The sequence below is a fragment of the Paracoccus sp. M683 genome, assembly GCF_007096355.1.
GTDB lineage: Bacteria > Pseudomonadota > Alphaproteobacteria > Rhodobacterales > Rhodobacteraceae > Paracoccus.
Window position 1 is genome coordinate 116,723 of the sequence record NZ_VKDF01000006.1, and the last position, 16,584, is coordinate 133,306.

The 16,584-nt window shown below is 60.1% G+C and carries 15 protein-coding genes, 1 tRNA gene and 1 pseudogene; 8 read left to right on the forward strand and 9 right to left on the reverse strand.

Features of this window, described 5'->3' with window-relative positions:
- Positions 1 to 372: 372 nt before the first annotated feature.
- Positions 373 to 1,083, reverse strand: a complete 711-nt coding sequence (gene ctrA, locus FNJ84_RS13325) for a response regulator transcription factor CtrA (protein WP_143793629.1) — start codon at positions 1,081 to 1,083, stop codon at positions 373 to 375.
- A gap of 95 nt (positions 1,084 to 1,178) precedes the next feature.
- Entirely contained in the window at positions 1,179 to 1,454 is a 276-nt protein-coding gene (locus tag FNJ84_RS13330) for a DUF1153 domain-containing protein (RefSeq protein WP_143793630.1), read from the reverse strand.
- A 156-nt stretch (positions 1,455 to 1,610) separates the two neighbouring features.
- Between FNJ84_RS13330 and mnmA the strand changes: the two genes are divergently transcribed.
- Entirely contained in the window at positions 1,611 to 2,783 is a 1,173-nt protein-coding gene (gene mnmA, locus FNJ84_RS13335; RefSeq protein ID WP_143793631.1) for a tRNA 2-thiouridine(34) synthase MnmA, read from the forward strand.
- Here the strand turns inward: mnmA and FNJ84_RS13340 are convergent.
- On the reverse strand, positions 2,755 to 3,165 hold the full coding sequence (locus FNJ84_RS13340) for a SufE family protein (RefSeq protein WP_143793632.1): 411 nt from the start codon (positions 3,163 to 3,165) through the stop codon (positions 2,755 to 2,757). The two genes, mnmA and FNJ84_RS13340, sit on opposite strands and share 29 nt — an antisense overlap.
- Before the next feature lie 117 nt (positions 3,166 to 3,282).
- On the opposite strand from FNJ84_RS13340, the gene FNJ84_RS13345 reads away from it, so the two are divergent.
- Together FNJ84_RS13345 and FNJ84_RS13350 are read left to right on the forward strand one after the other, a co-directional pair.
- Complete coding sequence (locus FNJ84_RS13345; RefSeq protein ID WP_143793633.1) at positions 3,283 to 3,789, forward strand: hypothetical protein; 507 nt, start codon at positions 3,283 to 3,285, stop codon at positions 3,787 to 3,789.
- 111 nt (positions 3,790 to 3,900) lie between these two features.
- Positions 3,901 to 5,979, forward strand: coding sequence for a glycosyltransferase family 2 protein (locus FNJ84_RS13350; RefSeq protein WP_185968527.1), 2,079 nt, complete (start codon positions 3,901 to 3,903; stop codon positions 5,977 to 5,979).
- Positions 5,980 to 6,020: 41 nt separating this feature from the next.
- Here FNJ84_RS13350 and FNJ84_RS13355 read toward each other — a convergent pair whose 3' ends face one another.
- Positions 6,021 to 7,430, reverse strand: coding sequence for a GSCFA domain-containing protein (locus FNJ84_RS13355; RefSeq protein ID WP_143793635.1), 1,410 nt, complete (start codon positions 7,428 to 7,430; stop codon positions 6,021 to 6,023).
- A 116-nt stretch (positions 7,431 to 7,546) separates the two neighbouring features.
- On the opposite strand from FNJ84_RS13355, the gene FNJ84_RS13360 reads away from it, so the two are divergent.
- Positions 7,547 to 7,636 (forward strand) — tRNA-Ser (locus tag FNJ84_RS13360).
- A gap of 550 nt (positions 7,637 to 8,186) precedes the next feature.
- Here the strand turns inward: FNJ84_RS13360 and FNJ84_RS13365 are convergent.
- The 5 genes and pseudogenes from FNJ84_RS13365 to FNJ84_RS13385 form a co-directional block, all read right to left on the reverse strand.
- Positions 8,187 to 9,191, reverse strand: a pseudogene (locus FNJ84_RS13365) (recombinase family protein); the annotation flags it as partial.
- A gap of 5 nt (positions 9,192 to 9,196) precedes the next feature.
- Positions 9,197 to 9,508, reverse strand: coding sequence for a hypothetical protein (locus FNJ84_RS13370; protein WP_143793636.1), 312 nt, complete (start codon positions 9,506 to 9,508; stop codon positions 9,197 to 9,199).
- A gap of 84 nt (positions 9,509 to 9,592) precedes the next feature.
- Positions 9,593 to 9,916, reverse strand: coding sequence for a hypothetical protein (locus FNJ84_RS13375; RefSeq protein ID WP_143793637.1), 324 nt, complete (start codon positions 9,914 to 9,916; stop codon positions 9,593 to 9,595).
- 150 nt (positions 9,917 to 10,066) lie between these two features.
- Entirely contained in the window at positions 10,067 to 10,531 is a 465-nt protein-coding gene (locus FNJ84_RS13380; RefSeq protein ID WP_143793638.1) for a hypothetical protein, read from the reverse strand.
- A complete protein-coding gene (locus FNJ84_RS13385; protein WP_143793639.1) occupies positions 10,524 to 11,483 on the reverse strand; it encodes a type IV secretory system conjugative DNA transfer family protein in 960 nt (319 codons plus the stop codon). The genes FNJ84_RS13380 and FNJ84_RS13385 overlap by 8 nt, the downstream gene beginning before the upstream one ends.
- 722 nt (positions 11,484 to 12,205) lie before the next feature.
- On the opposite strand from FNJ84_RS13385, the gene FNJ84_RS13390 reads away from it, so the two are divergent.
- The 4 genes from FNJ84_RS13390 to FNJ84_RS13405 all read left to right on the forward strand — a co-directional run bounded on the left by FNJ84_RS13390 (position 12,206) and on the right by FNJ84_RS13405 (position 16,584).
- Positions 12,206 to 13,330 carry an ABC-three component system protein gene (locus FNJ84_RS13390; protein WP_143793640.1) on the forward strand — a complete coding sequence of 375 codons (1,125 nt, stop codon included), beginning with the start codon at positions 12,206 to 12,208 and terminating at the stop codon, positions 13,328 to 13,330.
- The gene (locus FNJ84_RS13395; RefSeq protein ID WP_143793641.1) at positions 13,323 to 13,826 is read left to right on the forward strand and encodes a three component ABC system middle component; all 504 of its coding nucleotides are present in this window, start codon (positions 13,323 to 13,325) and stop codon (positions 13,824 to 13,826) included. The genes FNJ84_RS13390 and FNJ84_RS13395 overlap by 8 nt, the downstream gene beginning before the upstream one ends.
- Entirely contained in the window at positions 13,823 to 15,757 is a 1,935-nt protein-coding gene (locus FNJ84_RS13400; protein ID WP_143793643.1) for a DUF3732 domain-containing protein, read from the forward strand. The genes FNJ84_RS13395 and FNJ84_RS13400 overlap by 4 nt, the downstream gene beginning before the upstream one ends.
- A gap of 308 nt (positions 15,758 to 16,065) precedes the next feature.
- Positions 16,066 to 16,584 carry an antirestriction protein ArdA gene (locus tag FNJ84_RS13405; RefSeq protein ID WP_143793645.1) on the forward strand — a complete coding sequence of 173 codons (519 nt, stop codon included), beginning with the start codon at positions 16,066 to 16,068 and terminating at the stop codon, positions 16,582 to 16,584.

Below are 16,584 nucleotides of genomic sequence, written 5' to 3' on the forward strand. Positions count from 1 at the left end.
TGTGCAGCAATGGCTGCCTCATGTTGCCGATTCTTGTCGCCCATTCGTCCCGGCCCCCACCCTGTCGGCATTCAATCCACGCCATTTTCGCACCGCGCCGGCGCATCCATCGCGACCGGTCATTCGCAGGCCAGCCGGTTCGACATCCGCCGTCAGAAACACTTGCATCCGGCACAAGACCACCGGAGCAAATGGCCAGGCCGGATGCAGCCGTGATAGCGGCGTGAGGGGGAAATTGTCCAGAAGCCGTGCGGTCGACGGTCGCTGCCTTGGGCGGTCGGTCCCACCGGGACGGCGGCTGTTCCAGTCGTCACCCACCGGTTCCGGGCTGGCGGGGATAGCGGGCGCGGACATATCCCCGCCCGCAAGGGATTACAGGCCGACAGCCATCTTTTCTTCATCGGCAGGCGCCGGGTCGCGCAGCACATAGCCACGCCCCCAGACCGTTTCGATATGGTTCTCGCCGGCAAGCGCCTCGGACAGCTTCTTGCGCAATTTGCAGATGAAGACGTCGATGATCTTCAGTTCCGGCTCGTCCATGCCGCCATAAAGATGGTTCAGGAACATTTCCTTGGTCAGCGTCGTGCCCTTGCGCAGGCTGAGCAGTTCGAGGATCTGGTATTCCTTGCCCGTCAGGTTCACCGGCTTGCCTTTGACCTCGACCGAGCGCGAATCAAGGTTCACCACCAGATCGCCGGTCTGGATCACCGCCTGGCTGTGACCCTTCGAGCGGCGGATGATCGCCTGGATGCGCGCCACCAGTTCTTCGCGCACAAAGGGCTTTGTCATATAGTCGTCGGCACCGAAGCCAAAGCCGCGCAGCTTGCTTTCAGTGTCATCCGACCCCGTCAGGATCAGGATCGGCGTGTCGATCCGCGACAGACGGATGTGGCGCAAAACCTCCATCCCGTTCATATCGGGCAGATCCAGGTCCAGCAGAATCAGGTCATAGTCATAAAGCTTGGCCAGATCGACGCCCTCTTCCCCCATATCGGTCAGAAAGACGTTGTAATTGGCAGCCGTCAGCATCAGTTCGATCGCGCGTGCGGTGCTGGGCTCGTCCTCGACAAGTAGGATACGCATTCTTGATAAGTTCCAGTTCAGCCTCGGTCGACTGTAGGTATGCAACGTAAACGTTAATATAGCGTTACTATCTTGAATCTGTCCGATAACTCAACCTAAGAGTGTCTGTATTTTTGCAATGCGGTCACTTTCAGGGCGTTTCTGCCGAAACGTTCCACCGCGACCACCCAGGCGTCAAATTCCTCATCCGTCAGGTCATAGCGTTCCAACGCCTCTTCCCGCGTCAACAGGCCGCCCAGAACGGCGTTGATGACGGTGGCCTTGCGACTTGCCACCCATCTTGTCGGCACAGGCGGCAGATCGGCCATCGTCAGAATCGACCCGTCAGACAAGGTGATGGTGCGCGGGCGAGAGGATTTTCGTATGAACATGCGGTATTTCCCGGATAACTTGACCCGAAGAATGACCTGCTCGACTTAATGTGACGTTAGCGCATGGCGGAAAACTGCCCGGCGCCGCTTGAGAATGTGGGGCATTTTCCTATATTTCGACGGAAATTTCCGCCGCCCCACGGCCAGGACCCTGCCATGACCATCGCCACCGGCGCGCCGAACGCGGCGCCAGAACCCGCATTGAACAGCCTTGGATTCGCCAAGCCCCCCAGCCAGACCCGTGTGGTCGTGGCGATGTCGGGCGGTGTCGACAGCTCGGTCGTGGCGGCGAAACTGGCGCGCGAGGGCTATGACGTGGTGGGCGTCACCTTGCAGCTTTACGACCATGGCGCGGCGCTGGCCAAGAAGGGCGCCTGCTGTGCCGGGCAGGATATTCACGACGCGCGCCGCGTGGCGGAACGCATGGGCTTTCCCCATTACGTTCTGGATTACGAGAACAAGTTCCGCGAATCGGTGATCGACGAATTTGCCGATGCCTATCTTGCCGGCGCGACCCCGGTGCCCTGCATCCGCTGCAACGAACGGGTGAAGTTCCGCGATCTGTTGCAGACGGCGCGGGAATTGGACGCCGACTGCATGGCGACCGGCCATTATATCCAGCGCAAGGAAGGTGCTGCGCAGGCGGAACTGCATATGGCGGCCGATCCTGCCCGCGACCAAAGCTATTTTCTGTTCTCAACCACCCAGGAACAGCTTGATTTCCTGCGCTTTCCGCTTGGCCATCTGGAAAGCAAGGCCGAGACACGGGCACTTGCGGCCGAGTTCGGGCTGGCTGTGGCCGACAAGCCCGACAGCCAGGATATCTGCTTTGTCCCCAATGGCGACTATGCCAGCGTGATCGAGAAGCTGCGCCCCGGCGCGGCCGATCCCGGCGATATCGTCGATCAGGCGGGCAATGTGCTGGGCCAGCATCGCGGCGTGATCCACTATACCATCGGTCAGCGGCGCGGGCTGGGGATCGGCGGCCTTGGCGATCCGCTATATGTCGTGCGGCTTGACCCGGATGCGCGCCATGTCGTTGTCGGCCCGAAATCTGCACTGGCGACGAAAATCGTCCCTGTGGGCGAGGTCAACTGGCTTGGCGATCAGCCCTTCGAGGGCGAGATCGCCTGTGAGGTCCGCATCCGCTCGACCCGCCCGCCCCGGCCCGCAATCCTGCGCGCCCTTGGCGGTCGCAAGGCCGAGGTGGAGCTTCTGGACCCCGAAGAGGGCGTCAGCCCCGGTCAGGCCTGCGTCTTTTACGAATCGGGCGGCAGCCGGGTGCTGGGCGGCGGCTGGATCACTGTTCGGCGGCGGCCAGCAGCCTGATCCGTTCCACCATCGCCCGCAACCCGTTCGAGCGTTGCGAGGACAGATGTTCATCCAGCCCCAGCCGTGCCAACTCGGCCGGGGCGTCGATCTGACCCACCTGCCCCACCGGCACGCCGGAATACAGCGCATGCAGGATGGCGATCAGCCCGCGCACGATCATCGCATCGCTTTCACCCTGAAAATCGAAAACCCCGGCCTCGATCCGGGGCATGATCCAGACCTGGCTGGCGCAGCCATCCACCTTGGTGGCGGGCACGCAAAGCGCCTCGTCCATGGCGGGCATGGCGCGCCCAAGCTCGATCACGTGGCGATAGCGATCTTCCCAGTCATCGAGGAAATCGAAGGTCTCGGCGATCTCTTCAAAGGCGGGGGTGGCCATGATGTGCATTCCTTTCGCGACAGCCTTGGGGTTAGCGCGCTCGGGGGCCAAGGTCAAAGAGGCTTTCACAGCCGCCGGCTTTCCCCTATCAATCGGGCAAGAAACGGGGATGGTGACATGAAACGACTGACGGTGCCCTTGCTGATCGCGACGCTGGCTGTGGCCGGCTGCGGCGGACGTTACAGCGACAGCGGCTGGAACCCGTTGGGGTGGTTCGGATCGGATCGCGGCCCGACCTCGCTGGAACCCGAGGGCGGTTATGCCACGACCAATACCGATGCCCGCCCCGGCATCCCGGCCATCACCGGCGCCCATTGGGAAGTGCTGAACGAGGGGCGGCTGCTGGTCGTGACCGGCCTTGGTGCCACCAAGGGCTATTGGGATGCCGAACTGATCACCGAGGCGCCCAGCCCCTCGGGCCGGCTGACGCCGGATCCCGACGGCGTGCTGCGCCTGCGCTTTGTCGCCTGGCCGCCGCCTGCTGACAGCGATGCCGCGCGCATGCCTGCCCGCCCCGAGACCGACACGATCAGCGTGGCGCTGACCCTGTCGTCGAATGTGCTGGCCGGGGTTCAGCAGGTGCAGATCTCGGGCGCGACCAATACGATCACGATCCGGCGGTAAACGGCCGACGCAACTTGACGTTGCGCGGCGCGGCAGCCAATTCTGGCCGCGTTGCGTTTGTATTACGCCAGGTTTCGTTTTGATCCGTTCACTGTTTTGCCGGTCCATATATTGTCACATCCCCAGATCATCCCCGGCTCGCATCTTGCCGCGATCGCCCATGACGACGCGCCGTTTCTGCTGGAATGGGTTCTGCATCACCGCCTGATCGGTTTTGACAGGATCACCGTCTATGGCGACGGCATCACCGAGCAGGCCAGCCAGCTTGGCCGCGCCCTTGCCAGCGCCGGCCTGATCAAGTTCCGCGAAGGCGTGGCGGCCCCCGATTCTGCCCCCGGCGTCGCGTTGGCGGCCTGTCTGGGCGATCTTCTGTCCCGCGCGCGTCGGGATGGCACCGAATGGTTGCTGCCCCTGGGGATCGAGGAGTTTCTGCTGGTCGAAGAAGGCGACGGCGGGCTTGGCGCCCTGCTGGGGGCTGTCCCGCCCGATGCCGGACTGATCAGCCTGACCTGGCAGATTTTTGGCAATGCGGGCCATGGCGATTTCAGCGACCGGCTGGTTACCCGGCGCTTTACCCGCGCGGCACCCGTCCAGCAGGGCCGTCTGGTGGCGCCGCTTGGGGTCAAGACCCTGCTGCGCCCGCACACCGCCGAGCGGCTTGGCAGGCACCGCCCGATGCTGGCGGAGGGCAGGCACCTTTGGGTGAACGGCGCGGGTCAGGACGTGACCGAATATTACCGCGACAGCCGCTGGTTCGCGTTGGCCGACAAGCCCGGCTTCGGCCATGGCCGAATCGCCTTTTACGCCACGCGCGACAATGCCAGCTGGCTGGTCCGGGCGATGAACCCGGCCCAGCGCGCCCGCGGCCTGACGCCTGCCGATTTCCGCAACCTGCTGACCCAGCACGGCCGCATCAACGTCAACCGGATCGACGAGGACGCCATGCAGCCCTGGGCCGCGCGCATCGAGACCGGCATGGCCGAGTTGCTGCAATCCCACCCCCAACTGCGCCAGGCGCAGACCGACGCCGTCACCGATCTGTCGCAGCGCATCGCGGATTTCTCGGCCGGGCTGGAAGGCAATGCCCGCGAGGCCGTCGATCTGTTCCTGACCGGTCAGGATGTGCCGGCCGAATTGCTGGAATGGGAAACCACGGGCCGGGTCTCGCACCGGGTCGACAGCGGCAAATGGCGCAAGCTGGCCGAGGCGCATAATGCCGGGCGCGACGATGACGAGTTGTTCCTTGACGCCGACGAGCGGCCCGAATTCGACAAGGACGACCCCGATCTGGTCATCAAGGCCCCTGCCTGGCTGGCCGATCTGCGGCTTTCACCGCATGGCCGGGGTTTCTATCATTCGATCCCCGGATATGCCCTGACCCATGTTCACCGCAGCGATGATCATCTGATCGTCAGCTTCGACAACCTGTCATCGGTGCGCGACAACCCGGTGGATCGCGACCCCTGGGGCTATGAATTCGTGCGCAAATCGGGGTGGTCGCATCTGGGGGTGATGGGCTATGCCGGCGACTGGTATCGCAGTGGCGCGCTGATGGACGAGCTGACGCGACTGCGCGATCAGGGGCTGTTCGCGCAATACCGGCATGTCACCTTCATGGGAACCTCGATGGGCGCCTTTGCGGCCTGTGCCTTCGCACCCCTGGCGCCGGGCTGCACCGTCATCGCCTTTTCGCCGCAGGAAACGCTGGATCCGAAACTGGTCCCCTGGGAAAATCGCTTTGGCTCGGGGCGCAAGGCGAATTGGACCGGGCGCTTCTCCTCGGCCGATCAGGGGCTGGAGGCGGCGGGGCAATCCTGGCTGTTCTATGACCCCTGCTTCGCCCCGGATTTGCGCCACGCACAGCGCTTTACCGCGCCGGGGGCCGAGCGGCTGGAAATGCGGCTGGCCGGACACAAGACCGCGCTGGTCCTGCGTGCCGGCGGCGTCTTGTCGCGCCTTGTACGCGAGATCGTAGGCGGCAGCTTTTCCCGCGCGGATTTCCCCGCGCTGTATCAGCCCTGCCGCCGCACACCGGCCTATCTGTCCGAAGTCGCCGAAAAGCTGGCCGAACGAGGCCGCACCCGCCTGCTGCGCCGCTATATCCGCGCCATCGAGGCACACGACATGACCCGTTTGGCCAAAGGGTTGCGTCGCCGCCACCTGCAATCGGGACGCAAGCAGGCCGGTTAGACCCCGGCCGCGCGCCGCCTGCCCCGTCCTGCCCCGCCGGATCAGGCCAGCTGGTCGCGGAACTCGCTGCGGGCCGGAAAGCGTTCGACATGTCGCGCCAGCAGGTCGCCGATATGATCCTGACGGCGCAGCGGCCGGCACAGGCGGATCATCCGTTCCAGCGGCCAGGGCCGGTCGGGCGCCAGCTGATGCACCTGTTCCAGCACCGCATATTCCTCGGCCGTCTGGCGTTTCTGGCGATGCATCGCCGCCTTTTGCAGCAACAGATCGGGATGACCATCGACCACGGCGGCATTATCGACAAACAGCGCCGCCAGCTTGTCCCATTCTTCCAGCTTCAGCATCAGCTTGGCGGTGGACATGATGGCCGCGGGCGTCAGCCCCTCGGCGGCCGGCGCGGCACCGGCCGGTGCGCTGGCGACGGCTTCCGCCTTGGTCCCAGATGCCGCCGCCTGCGGCTTGGGCTGCGCGTCGGCCGGAAAATAGGTCGCGATCACGCTGGACATGATCCGTGCCACCAGATCCGGGTTCACATGGCGATAATCATTCCGCGACCAGGCAATCGTCGGATTGGACAGGGTGACAAATTCATAGGACGGGAAATAGTCGACCTGTTCGACCTCGGTGACGAACTGGTCCAACACGGCGCGCTGCACCGATTTGGAATAGGCATTCGCCATCAGCACATCCATATCCCGAAAGGTCGCCAACAGCGGCACCGGCGAGACGGTGATCAGCATCTTCAGCGGCTTTTCGCGGTGCTTCAGCAACAAGGCATGAAGCGCATGCAGCATCTCCAGGATCTCGGCATAGCCCAGCACACGGAACTGGAACCGGTCGGGATATTTCCTGAGGATCTCGACCGGTGGGATCACGTTCAGATAGATGTCCAGCTCGCGGTCATACCAGGTCTCAACATAACCCAGCGTGATGATAATGACATCGGCATCCTTCACCTGCGCCATCGCATCAAGATAGCGGTGCCGGAACGCCAGCACCTTTTCCATCGGAAAGTCAATGCGCGCCTGACCCAGCTGCGGATCAAAGATCGGCTGATCTGTGTTGCCACTGTACAGAATCGCCTCGCCGGGAAAGCTGTCGCGTTCCAGCGCCCATTTCAATTCGTTGTAGATCGAGTGGATCGAGTATTTGTTGAAGAAATTCGAGGCCTCGCCAACGCTTTCCCCGACCTCACCCAGATCGAAATCGCGGCTGAGAACGGTCATGCCATTTTCGATCAGCGCGGCCTCGACGTTTCGGGCAAAGCAGGACCCGATGGTAAAGACTGTATCGGTCGGCAGAATCTGAAAGCTGGGCCGCGCCACGGGCCATGCCAGCGGATACAGCCGCTCGCCGCCCTGTTCGGGCGAGGGATAGCGCCGCAGCCGATTGCGCCGGGCAAAGCCGAAGGCCTGATTAGCCGAGACATCAAGGATAAGCTTGCGATCCATGCATCTGCCTTGTCTGGTCCGATCCGGCCCCTACATTCATCAGCTTTTCCCGTTGCATGCAAGCGCACAAGCAGACCATTGCCACCGCCGCCGACACAGGCTAATCCCCCCACACCGGAGGAGTGGCAGAGTGGTTTAATGCACCGGTCTTGAAAACCGACGTGGGTGAAAGTCCACCGTGGGTTCGAATCCCACCTCCTCCGCCATTTTACAGTTACCCCCGCAATCACCCTCTAAAGCATTGAAGAACAACGAGAGTTTCGGGGTTCGAAACCCCATTTTCCGGTCATAGGCCAAACGCTCTGCAAAGGTCAGTCTGAGCACGAGTCGCTGGAGGTCGAAGCGCCCTGTTTGCCAGACTTTCCAAAGGTTTGCAGGGAAGGCCATTGCGAGTTCGAACATTTGGGTGAAGGCGGGATTCGGGCGGCCTGAAGTAGCCGCTTTTTCTTCGAGAATGAGCTTGTCCTGTTCCAGCGCCGCGATCTTGGTTTCGTAGGCCTTGATAACGGTTTTGTTCTCGGCCTCGACCAGACGGGCGAGCAACGTATCTACCTGCTTGGACAGGTCAGCGATCTTCGCCTTGTAGAGCGCGCCCTGTTCCTTGGCGCGGGCCTGGCGGGCGTCCCACTCGGTTGCGAAGATGTCCTTGGCAATCGCCAGCTTGATCGGAGACGGCGTGATGGATTCCAGCAGGCCTTCGAACGCGCCTTCCATCTCATCGCGGCGGATGGACTTGCGGTAAGCCTCGCACCCTTTCTGGAAGCACATATAATAAGGATGCTTCGCGCCCGTCTTGCTGGTGGACCAGCAAGAGGTCAGCGGATGCTCGCACTCCCCGCACAGGGCAAAGCCGCGCAGCGGAAAGTCTTCCGAGATATCGGCGCGGGCAGCCACGCGCGCACCTTCCTTGATCCGCTCCTGGATGCGGGCATAGGTCTCCAGAGAGATCAGGCCGTCATGCTGGCCCTTGCGGAGCGAGATACCCCAGGCAGGAACTTCGATGTACCCTGCATAATGCGGGCGGGTCATCAGGCGGATAATTTCTTCATAACGGATGACGCCATCAGGAAAGCGGTCAGCGAAGGCAGGTTCGTCTTCGAGGAAACGTTTGACCTCGCCTTGCGAGGCAAAACGCCCGGTTGCAAAGCCTTCCAGGGCCTCGGCAATGATCGTGGCGAGAGGTTCGTCGCGCACCAGCATCTTGCCGCGCCCGATCACACGTTCATAGCGAAAGCCCGGAGGCGCGGGGAAACACCAGTAGCCGTTCAGGGTCCGCGCCCGCATGCGGTTCTTGGTCTGCTCGCGGTTTTTCTGGCGCTGGTGCTGTGACACTGAAGCCAGCAGGTTCTCGATCAGGATGGAATCGGAATCCTCGCCGAAGGTGATCGAGGGGCTTTCCAGCTTGCCGCCGATATCCTTTAGGGTGCGCCGCAGGGTCCAGTGCCCTTCGATGTCACGTGCGAAGCGGCTGATATCATCGATGATGACGATAATCCCTTCACTCTTCTGTCCCTTGATGAAGGTGATCAGCTCATTGAAGGACGGACGCTCGACCTTGCCGCCTGACACCCCGCGCTCATGGAAGGTTTTGACGACCTCATATCCTTTGCGCTGCGCATATTCACGGCAGCGCGTGGCTTGACTTTCAAGGCCATGGCCTTCTTCGACCTGGCGGGCGGAAGACACGCGGCAATAGATGACGGCGCGGGGCGCTAGCGCGGTATCAAGAAGGTTGTCAGATTTGGCGTTAGGTTTTGGCATGAGCGTTACTCCTTGTTTTTATGATTAAATTCGGATGCAACTGTTTCATGCGCTGTCTCTACGGGTATGAGATACTGTAGCACATCATCGAAGCCGAAGCCACTTTCCGGGGTGATTTTATCCCCAGCCCGCACGCTGAAGCCAAGGTCAACGAACGCGACCATGATCTGCCACAGGGCAATCAGGAACTCGGCCTTCTGATCATCCGACAGAGCCTGATCATCCAGCTCTTGCCCGTAGCGCGAAAGCAAACGCTGACCCAGATCAGGCGGCGGCTCCCCCAGTGCTTGCGATTGTGTCTTTCCTCTATCTTCCATGGCTTGCTCCTTTTTTGATTTGTTATTGTTCGTCAAAAGAGACGGACGCCCCACACAGCCAAGCGTCCGCCTCTCTTGTTCGCCTCAGCGGTAGCGACCTTCTTTGCGGGTATTGCCTTGCTGCGGCGCTGGTGCTTCGCGCTCTTCCCCGCGCTCGCGCCCAAGGTCCCGCATGGCGGAATGGGCTTCACGCGCAAGTTCGGCGATCCGCAGCAGTTCGCTGCGCGAGAACGAATTGCTGTCCTGCAAGCGCCCCTCCTTGTCCTCATAGGTGCGGGCCAGCGTGACGGTATGATACGGGCCGTCCGCGCCCTGGTTTTCCCAGAGGACGGCTTTCAGGCGTCCGTCACGAAACGTCTGGACAGGGGTATTGGCAGGGGTTTGGGCAGGCGTGTTTGTCTGGTCCATGGAAAGCTCCTTTCATGGTGGCTGGTTAATGATCGGGGATGTTTATTCGTCCGATTGGCTGAGGATTGCCTCGAAGCGCAAAAGAACAAAGAAAGAACATATCATATAGGCATCTCCGTTTTCAAGAAATTTGTGAACTGTTTCATTATATTAGCGGGAGCGCATGCGCGGCTTGCGACCGCGCTCTGCTGTCTTCGACGCCTGCATGGCCTCTGTTTCCGCGCGGGTCACCGCCCGCCCGTCTGCGCGCTGTTCAAGCTTCGCAAACCAGTTCTCTTCATAGAGCTTGCGGTTTGGCAGCGCGAAGGACGGATGCGGATCGGGGAGAGCAGCGGTTGGGGTTTTGGGCGTGCGTCCACCAACGGCACGGTCGGCAGTCTTGGCCGCATCCCTACTTGCCAAAAGGTCAGGCCCTCGCAGGCCCGACAGGAACTCTTCCTTCGCCAGCCCTGCATCGCGGTAGAACGCCGTATCGAACGAGGTAGGCAACTCACCCCGCTGTTCATAAGCCATGCTCTGCGCCGTGGGATTGAACGGAATGTGCGGCTGAGGTTGGGGCTGTGGTTGATCATAGACCTTTGCCCCAGCATTCGGTGTTTGCTTCTCATCACTCATGTTGCATTCCCTCCACGTAAGACCAGGAGCCTTGCCGATATTGCGGCAGGTGCGCGAAGCGCTCCGGTACGGATTCCGTGATGATTTTCCGCCGCCTTTGCCCCCACAGGGTCTGGATCACCACGCTATCGAGCGGCGGATGGTATGGATCAGGCAGGTATTTTCCTGCGCTCAAGCGCTGCCGCCAGTACGGCGTGCGCGAGGCCAGCAGCGGGCCTGACAGACCATCCGCAAACACGATCAGCTTGTCAGGCGGGAGATGCAGCAGTTCATCCGGCGTGACGAGATGCCTGCGCATCAGGCGCTTATGTCCGCTCTCATAGGTGAGTTTTTTCAGTTCCGCAGCGCCTGCGAACGGGTCTGCCCCGTTCAGGATGGCGCTCATCAGCTTTTGCCGTTCTGCCGCCGCGCGGGCATTGACCAGCGGGTCGGCAATCTCCAGCGTCTGCGCGCCGATCATGTCAGAGATGGATTTGGCTGTCTCGAAATCCCGTATCCCGAAATAAAGCTGCACCTGCGCGCTGGAGAGCAGAATCGTCTTGGCATGCGCCCCGAGCGCTTCCATTTGCGCTGGCGACTGGAAGACCGCGAACGGCCTGATGCCGATGCCAGCCCCATAGCTAAATAGCTTGGGCACAAGATCGAACCCGCCGAGCAGCGCGCATTCATCCAGTATCCAGTCCTGCTTCGGGGCAGACGGCTTTCTCGACTTGATCACGAACAGGGCAGAGAGCAGCGCCTTGATGATCGGCGCATGGGTGATCATTCGTTCCGGCTCGCAGACAATGAACAGGTTGGCGAAGCGCTCAGCCGCGCAGAGGTCATCGGCGAGGGACAGCGAGAACGGCGGCGATACCGCACGGCGCAGGTTCGGGTCGGACAGGCTGGCAAGCGCATTGCCCACTTCCCCCATCACGTCCTTTATCGCGCCATGGGCAGCCACCCGCGTCATGCCGAACCAGTGACCCTTGGCTGACCTTCCGCTCCGTCCCCAATCTCTTCCCGGTTTTCACGTTAACGACGACCGCAAGATGTGTGCTGTAGTACAGCACTATCTTGGCAAGGGGACCCGCTGCGCGCCCCCGTTGCATCCCCCCGGCCCGTGGCTGGTCTCAGGGCATTGAGCCCGTCACCCAGCCAGTAGAACGTGTCGCCGTTCAATCACGAGCAGGGAGACGTCGCTCTCCCTGCACCCATCGACTTGGGCGGCGTTCCTGCCCCCAAGACCCCAGACCATGTCATGGAGACGACTTCATCGAGACCAAGGACGGGAGCACTTCATAGCTGCCCTTCCCTGGACCCATCCCATCGACCAACCTTCCGCAGGTTGGATGCCGTCAGCGCATCGGCGCTGAACCCGATCAGGGGGCCACGCGCCGCCCCCTGAACCCAGCTCGCAGGGCTTGGAGAACTTTACTTCTCCACCGACGTCGAACCAAGCATGGCCTTCGAGCCGTTCGGTCACCAATCGCGCGAGTCGTCATTCTCTCGGCCGACACCCTCCACCCGTCCCACGGCGCAATGCGAAGTCGAACAAGCCACGGGCAAATCAATAGTTTTTGACTTGTCTTTCCAGTATGTTATCGTCTCTCAAACAAGTGAGCAGGCAGGATGGATCAAAACTCAAAGTATAGCGCAGGCGGTTCACTCGCGGGATACCTGTTTCAGTGCCGATTGGCGCTGCTGCGCGGCCTTGAGCTTGCAAGGAAAAGCCCGGCCAGCGTCATTTCCATCGAGAAGTTTGACGATATTGCCTTTGAGACTGAGGATGTTGCAAAATGCCTCATTCAGGCCAAACACCATATCACCGCCAAATCCGTAGATAACAAGAGCGTCGATGTTTGGAAGACGCTCGGAATCTGGACCGATAGTTTCAACGCCGGTGTCTTTCAGGCCGAAAAGACGTCTTTTTTTCTCATCACCACGGCCACGGCTGCAGACGGATCAGCGCTGGCAAACCTCCGGGAGGGAGCCTCTCAACAAAACCGGGCGGAGGCGTTTGATTTTCTCCGCAAGGCCGCGGAGGAGTCGGACAACAAGACTACCGCGGCGGCGCGACAGAAGTTTCTGAAGCTCACCGATGACGAGGCCAGGCTTCTGATCAGCAGAATCGTCGTCTACGACAATCACCCTAACCTCACCGATGTCACAAGCGATATCGAAGCGGAGCTTATTCTGGTCGCCCCCGGAAAGACGGCCTTGGCGGCACAGTATCTGGAAGGGTGGTGGCTGAATGTGGTTGGCAAGCAGCTGGTCGCCGCGCAAAGCTCAGCCATCCCGGTTCAGCATATCATCACCAAGGCCAACGAGATCGGTCATACGCTCAAAAAGGATGCATTGCCGCTGGACGATCCCGAAGCGTTGGAGGTCAAGGGATACTCGGACGGGGATGAGAAACGGGTATTTGTGCGACAGATGCGGGCCATACAGCTTGCAGACCGGCATGTTGAAAGCGCGGTATACGACTACTACCGCGCTTATGCGCAGCGCTCAAAATGGGCGCGCGAAAACCTGATCCTTGAGAATGAGCTTGGCGACTACGACAGGAAGCTGGAGGATTCGTGGCAACGCAAGTTTGACGGGGAATGCATCGCTGCAGAGCCGCAATCCGATGCGGACAAGCTGAAGCTCGGAAAAACGCTCTACGTCTGGGCGTCACAGGAGTCGGTTGGCATCCGGAATGTTGTCGAGAAATGGATCACAGCCGGATCGTTTCATGGCCTCTCCGATCAGTTGCGCATCGGTTGGCATCCGGACTTTCAGGTCCTTCTGAAGGACGCGGAGATGGAGGATGCGTGAACATTGGTTGGCTCATGCACGTGAAGAGAGCTTTCTCTTCAATCCAGCCTTTCTGGGCTCACTCCTGACGGATTTCGTGCGGGAATTCTCCAAGGCAAAGAGGACGCCGTGCCCTGTGACGCTTGTATTTCTCGCTTCCGGCGTAAGTCTCCACCGCCAGACCCGCCAGAAGCTTCCCGGCACAACTGCGACAGCGCTATATGAGTGGCTGCAGGATCATCAGGATGTTCTTGTCGATCTCCCCCGCCGGTTACGAGGTCTTTCACCATTTCTGCGTGAGGCCCTGTTGTTCACGCTCCATCAAGACACGCTCAGGTTTGAGTCTGGGCACGGCCTGGCCGCCGGAGGGAAGAAGGGTCACTTTTCGCCCGCAGTGCTGGAGGCAAGCACTGCAGAGATGACCGACATTGTGCAGCGCATGCGGTTTCTTGCCAGATGGTTTGCCAAATCCGGGTCTGAGGCATCAATCTTGGCCGCCTGGGGATTACGCCCATGAGCTTTTTCATCCGTGCGATTGTTCTATACAGCCATGACGGACAGAAGCGGGTTCTTCCGTTCACATCTTCCGGCCTCAACATCATCACGGGCAAGTCTAAGACCGGAAAGTCGGCTATTATCGATATCGTGGACTACTGCCTCGGACGCGGCAGCTATAACATCGCCGAGGGTGAAATCAGACGCCGCGTGTCCTGGTACGGCCTCCACCTTGAAAACGCCGGTGATGAGGTGTTCGTTGCCCGAGACAATCCGGGTCCGGGGACCTCAACCGGGTCAAAGGTCTACTATCAGCGTGGCCGTGTGGAGGAGTATCCGGACCTGGAGGAGATCGAGAAGAATATCACGGGTTCCAGCCTGAAGACGCTGATGACACAATTCGCGGGCATTGCAGAAAATGAGCATCGCCCGACCACCGGCACACGCGATCCCTTGAGCGCCAATATCTCCCATGCGCTCTTCATGTGCTTTCAGCCGCAAGGTATCATTGCCAGCAAGGATCAGCTCTTCAACCGCATGAACGATACGTTCAGGATGCTAGCTCTACGCGATACCCTGCCGTACTTTCTCGGGGCGGTGGATGAGGATCATTTCCGACATCTGGCCGAACTGGATGAACTCCGACGCAAGCTGCGGTTGCTGGAGGCGCAGGAGGCAAAGAAGCTCCAGGCTGTCGAGATCAGCAGGGAGCGCGTTGTCCGTCTGGTCAATGAGGGCAAGAGGCTCGCTCTCATCCCCCAAGACTATCAGGTGATCGATGACACAGTCTTCGATTATCTGACGCAGGTTGGCAGCACAGATATCGATGAAGTCGCCATCTACACCGATTTCGGGGAGACCGTCGCCCAGCTTGAGCAGGAACGTACAGCGCTGTGGGGGCGGATTTCCGAGTTGAACCAAGATCGCAAGGCCGCCCAGAGTTACGTCTCAGCCCAGAGTGAATTCGGCAGAGAGGTATCCGAGCAGCGTGCCCGGCTTAGCAGTATTGGTATGTATAAGACGGATGTAGGAGACAAGACGCATTGCCCCATCTGCAGCGCAAAACATGACCAGCCAATTGCTGCCGTTGAAGACATTAGAAAGTCTCTGGCCGGCGTGGATGAACAGCTCTCTTCAGTCCACAAGGAAAGCCCGCATTTGCAACGGCACATCAATTCACTGGACAACGAGATCGAACGCCTCTCTGCTGAGCTGCGCGAAACATCGCGGGAACTTCGTGCCGCCATTGCGTCTGATGAGGAAGCCAAGGCCGCACAGGAACAGCTTATCGCAAGGGCGCGGTACATCGGGCGTCTTACGAATCTTCTGGAGACGATTTCGCCGAGCGAAGAGGATGGCCCGGAGGAGAGCGAGATCGATCAGATCAAGGTTATGATCGAGGCTGTGCTCTCCAAAATACGGTCTGAAGAAGTTGAATCCAAGATGGATACTTTCCTCGACCTAATCGGGCAGAAAATGACGGATTATTCTAATCGGCTCGATCTGGAGCACAAAGGCAGCTCACTTCGCCTAGATATAAAAAAGTTGACCGTGGTGGCGAATACCGAAGACGGCCCGATCCCGCTCAACCGGATGGGCAGCGGCGAGAATTGGGTAGGATATCATGTGCTCGCACATCTTGCGCTGCACTGGTGGTTCCGGCGCAGGTCGCGTCCGGTCCCCGCGTTTCTGATCCTCGATCAGCCAACACAGGCGTATTATCCCGCAGATGCTCAGGACGGCAGTCTGGAGGAAATCGAAGTCGATGAAGACCGAACGGCTGTGCTTTCTCTGTTCCGGCTAATGTTCGACGCTTGTAAAGAAATCGAGTTTCCCTTCCAGCTCATTGTTCTGGATCACGCCCATTTGCGTGAACAGTGGTTTGAGGACGCTATTGTTGAAGAATGGCGCGGTGATAGCGCGCTTGTTCCTTATGATTGGCCGATCAGCTAGGCAACCTGATCCTGCTGCAAAGTCATGCTCACCCCTTGCGGGGCAGGGCTGTCGTGAACCGGGCAAGAAAAATCTGTCCCGGCTCGTTGGGCGTCCATCCCTTGCGCAAGGAAGAAGGCTTAGGGCTTCGCCCTCGGCGCGGTTCAAGCAAAACAGATCGAAGAGAATCTTGCTTTGTCGGTTCCCCCTGAAGGCCGCCGCCAACAAAGCAAGATTCTTTCGCCGATTTTCCTTGCCCCTTGCACACCCACTGTTCGCCACGAGGCAGGGTTGCATGAGCAACCCATACCCAATGGAAGGAAAAGAAAGTGGAAGAAGATCAAGGAACTATAAGAATTTATGTGGCCTGTCTGGCAGCGTACAACAACGGCATCCTGCACGGGCGCTGGATCGCTGCAAGCCGCGAGGCTTACGACATCTATGCTGACATCCGCGCGATGCTGGCAGCCTCACCCATTGAGGACGCCGAAGAATGGGCAATCCATGACCATGAGGGCTTCGAGGGAGCGGAGGTGTCCGAATACATGGGCATTGAACAGGTGGCAGAGCTGGCGGCGTTCATCGAGGAACACGGCGAGATCGGCGGCAAGCTGGTCGGGCATTTCGGTAATCTGGACGAGGCGCGGAAGGCCATTGAGGATGCCTATGCAGGTGAATACCGCTCTTTGGCCGACTTTGCGGAAGAGCTGACCGAAGAGACAGGCGACATCCCAGAGCGTTTGCGGTTCTACATTGATTACGACCGCATGGCGCGGGACATGGAAATCGGGGACGTGTTCACCATCGAAACAGGCTTCGAGCAAGTCCATGTGTTCTGGAGCCACTGA

Coding starts and splice junctions, on each gene's coding strand:
- mnmA (WP_143793631.1), top strand. CDS start 1,611: ATGACCATCGCCACCGGCGCGCCGAACGCGGCGCCAGAACCCGCATTG.
- FNJ84_RS13375 (WP_143793637.1), bottom strand. CDS start 9,916: ATGGACCAGACAAACACGCCTGCCCAAACCCCTGCCAATACCCCTGTC.
- FNJ84_RS13340 (WP_143793632.1), bottom strand. CDS start 3,165: ATGGCCACCCCCGCCTTTGAAGAGATCGCCGAGACCTTCGATTTCCTC.
- FNJ84_RS13355 (WP_143793635.1), bottom strand. CDS start 7,430: ATGGATCGCAAGCTTATCCTTGATGTCTCGGCTAATCAGGCCTTCGGC.
- FNJ84_RS13330 (WP_143793630.1), bottom strand. CDS start 1,454: ATGTTCATACGAAAATCCTCTCGCCCGCGCACCATCACCTTGTCTGAC.
- FNJ84_RS13385 (WP_143793639.1), bottom strand. CDS start 11,483: ATGACGCGGGTGGCTGCCCATGGCGCGATAAAGGACGTGATGGGGGAA.
- FNJ84_RS13370 (WP_143793636.1), bottom strand. CDS start 9,508: ATGGAAGATAGAGGAAAGACACAATCGCAAGCACTGGGGGAGCCGCCG.
- FNJ84_RS13380 (WP_143793638.1), bottom strand. CDS start 10,531: ATGAGTGATGAGAAGCAAACACCGAATGCTGGGGCAAAGGTCTATGAT.
- ctrA (WP_143793629.1), bottom strand. CDS start 1,083: ATGCGTATCCTACTTGTCGAGGACGAGCCCAGCACCGCACGCGCGATC.
- FNJ84_RS13400 (WP_143793643.1), top strand. CDS start 13,823: ATGAGCTTTTTCATCCGTGCGATTGTTCTATACAGCCATGACGGACAG.
- FNJ84_RS13395 (WP_143793641.1), top strand. CDS start 13,323: ATGCGTGAACATTGGTTGGCTCATGCACGTGAAGAGAGCTTTCTCTTC.
- FNJ84_RS13345 (WP_143793633.1), top strand. CDS start 3,283: ATGAAACGACTGACGGTGCCCTTGCTGATCGCGACGCTGGCTGTGGCC.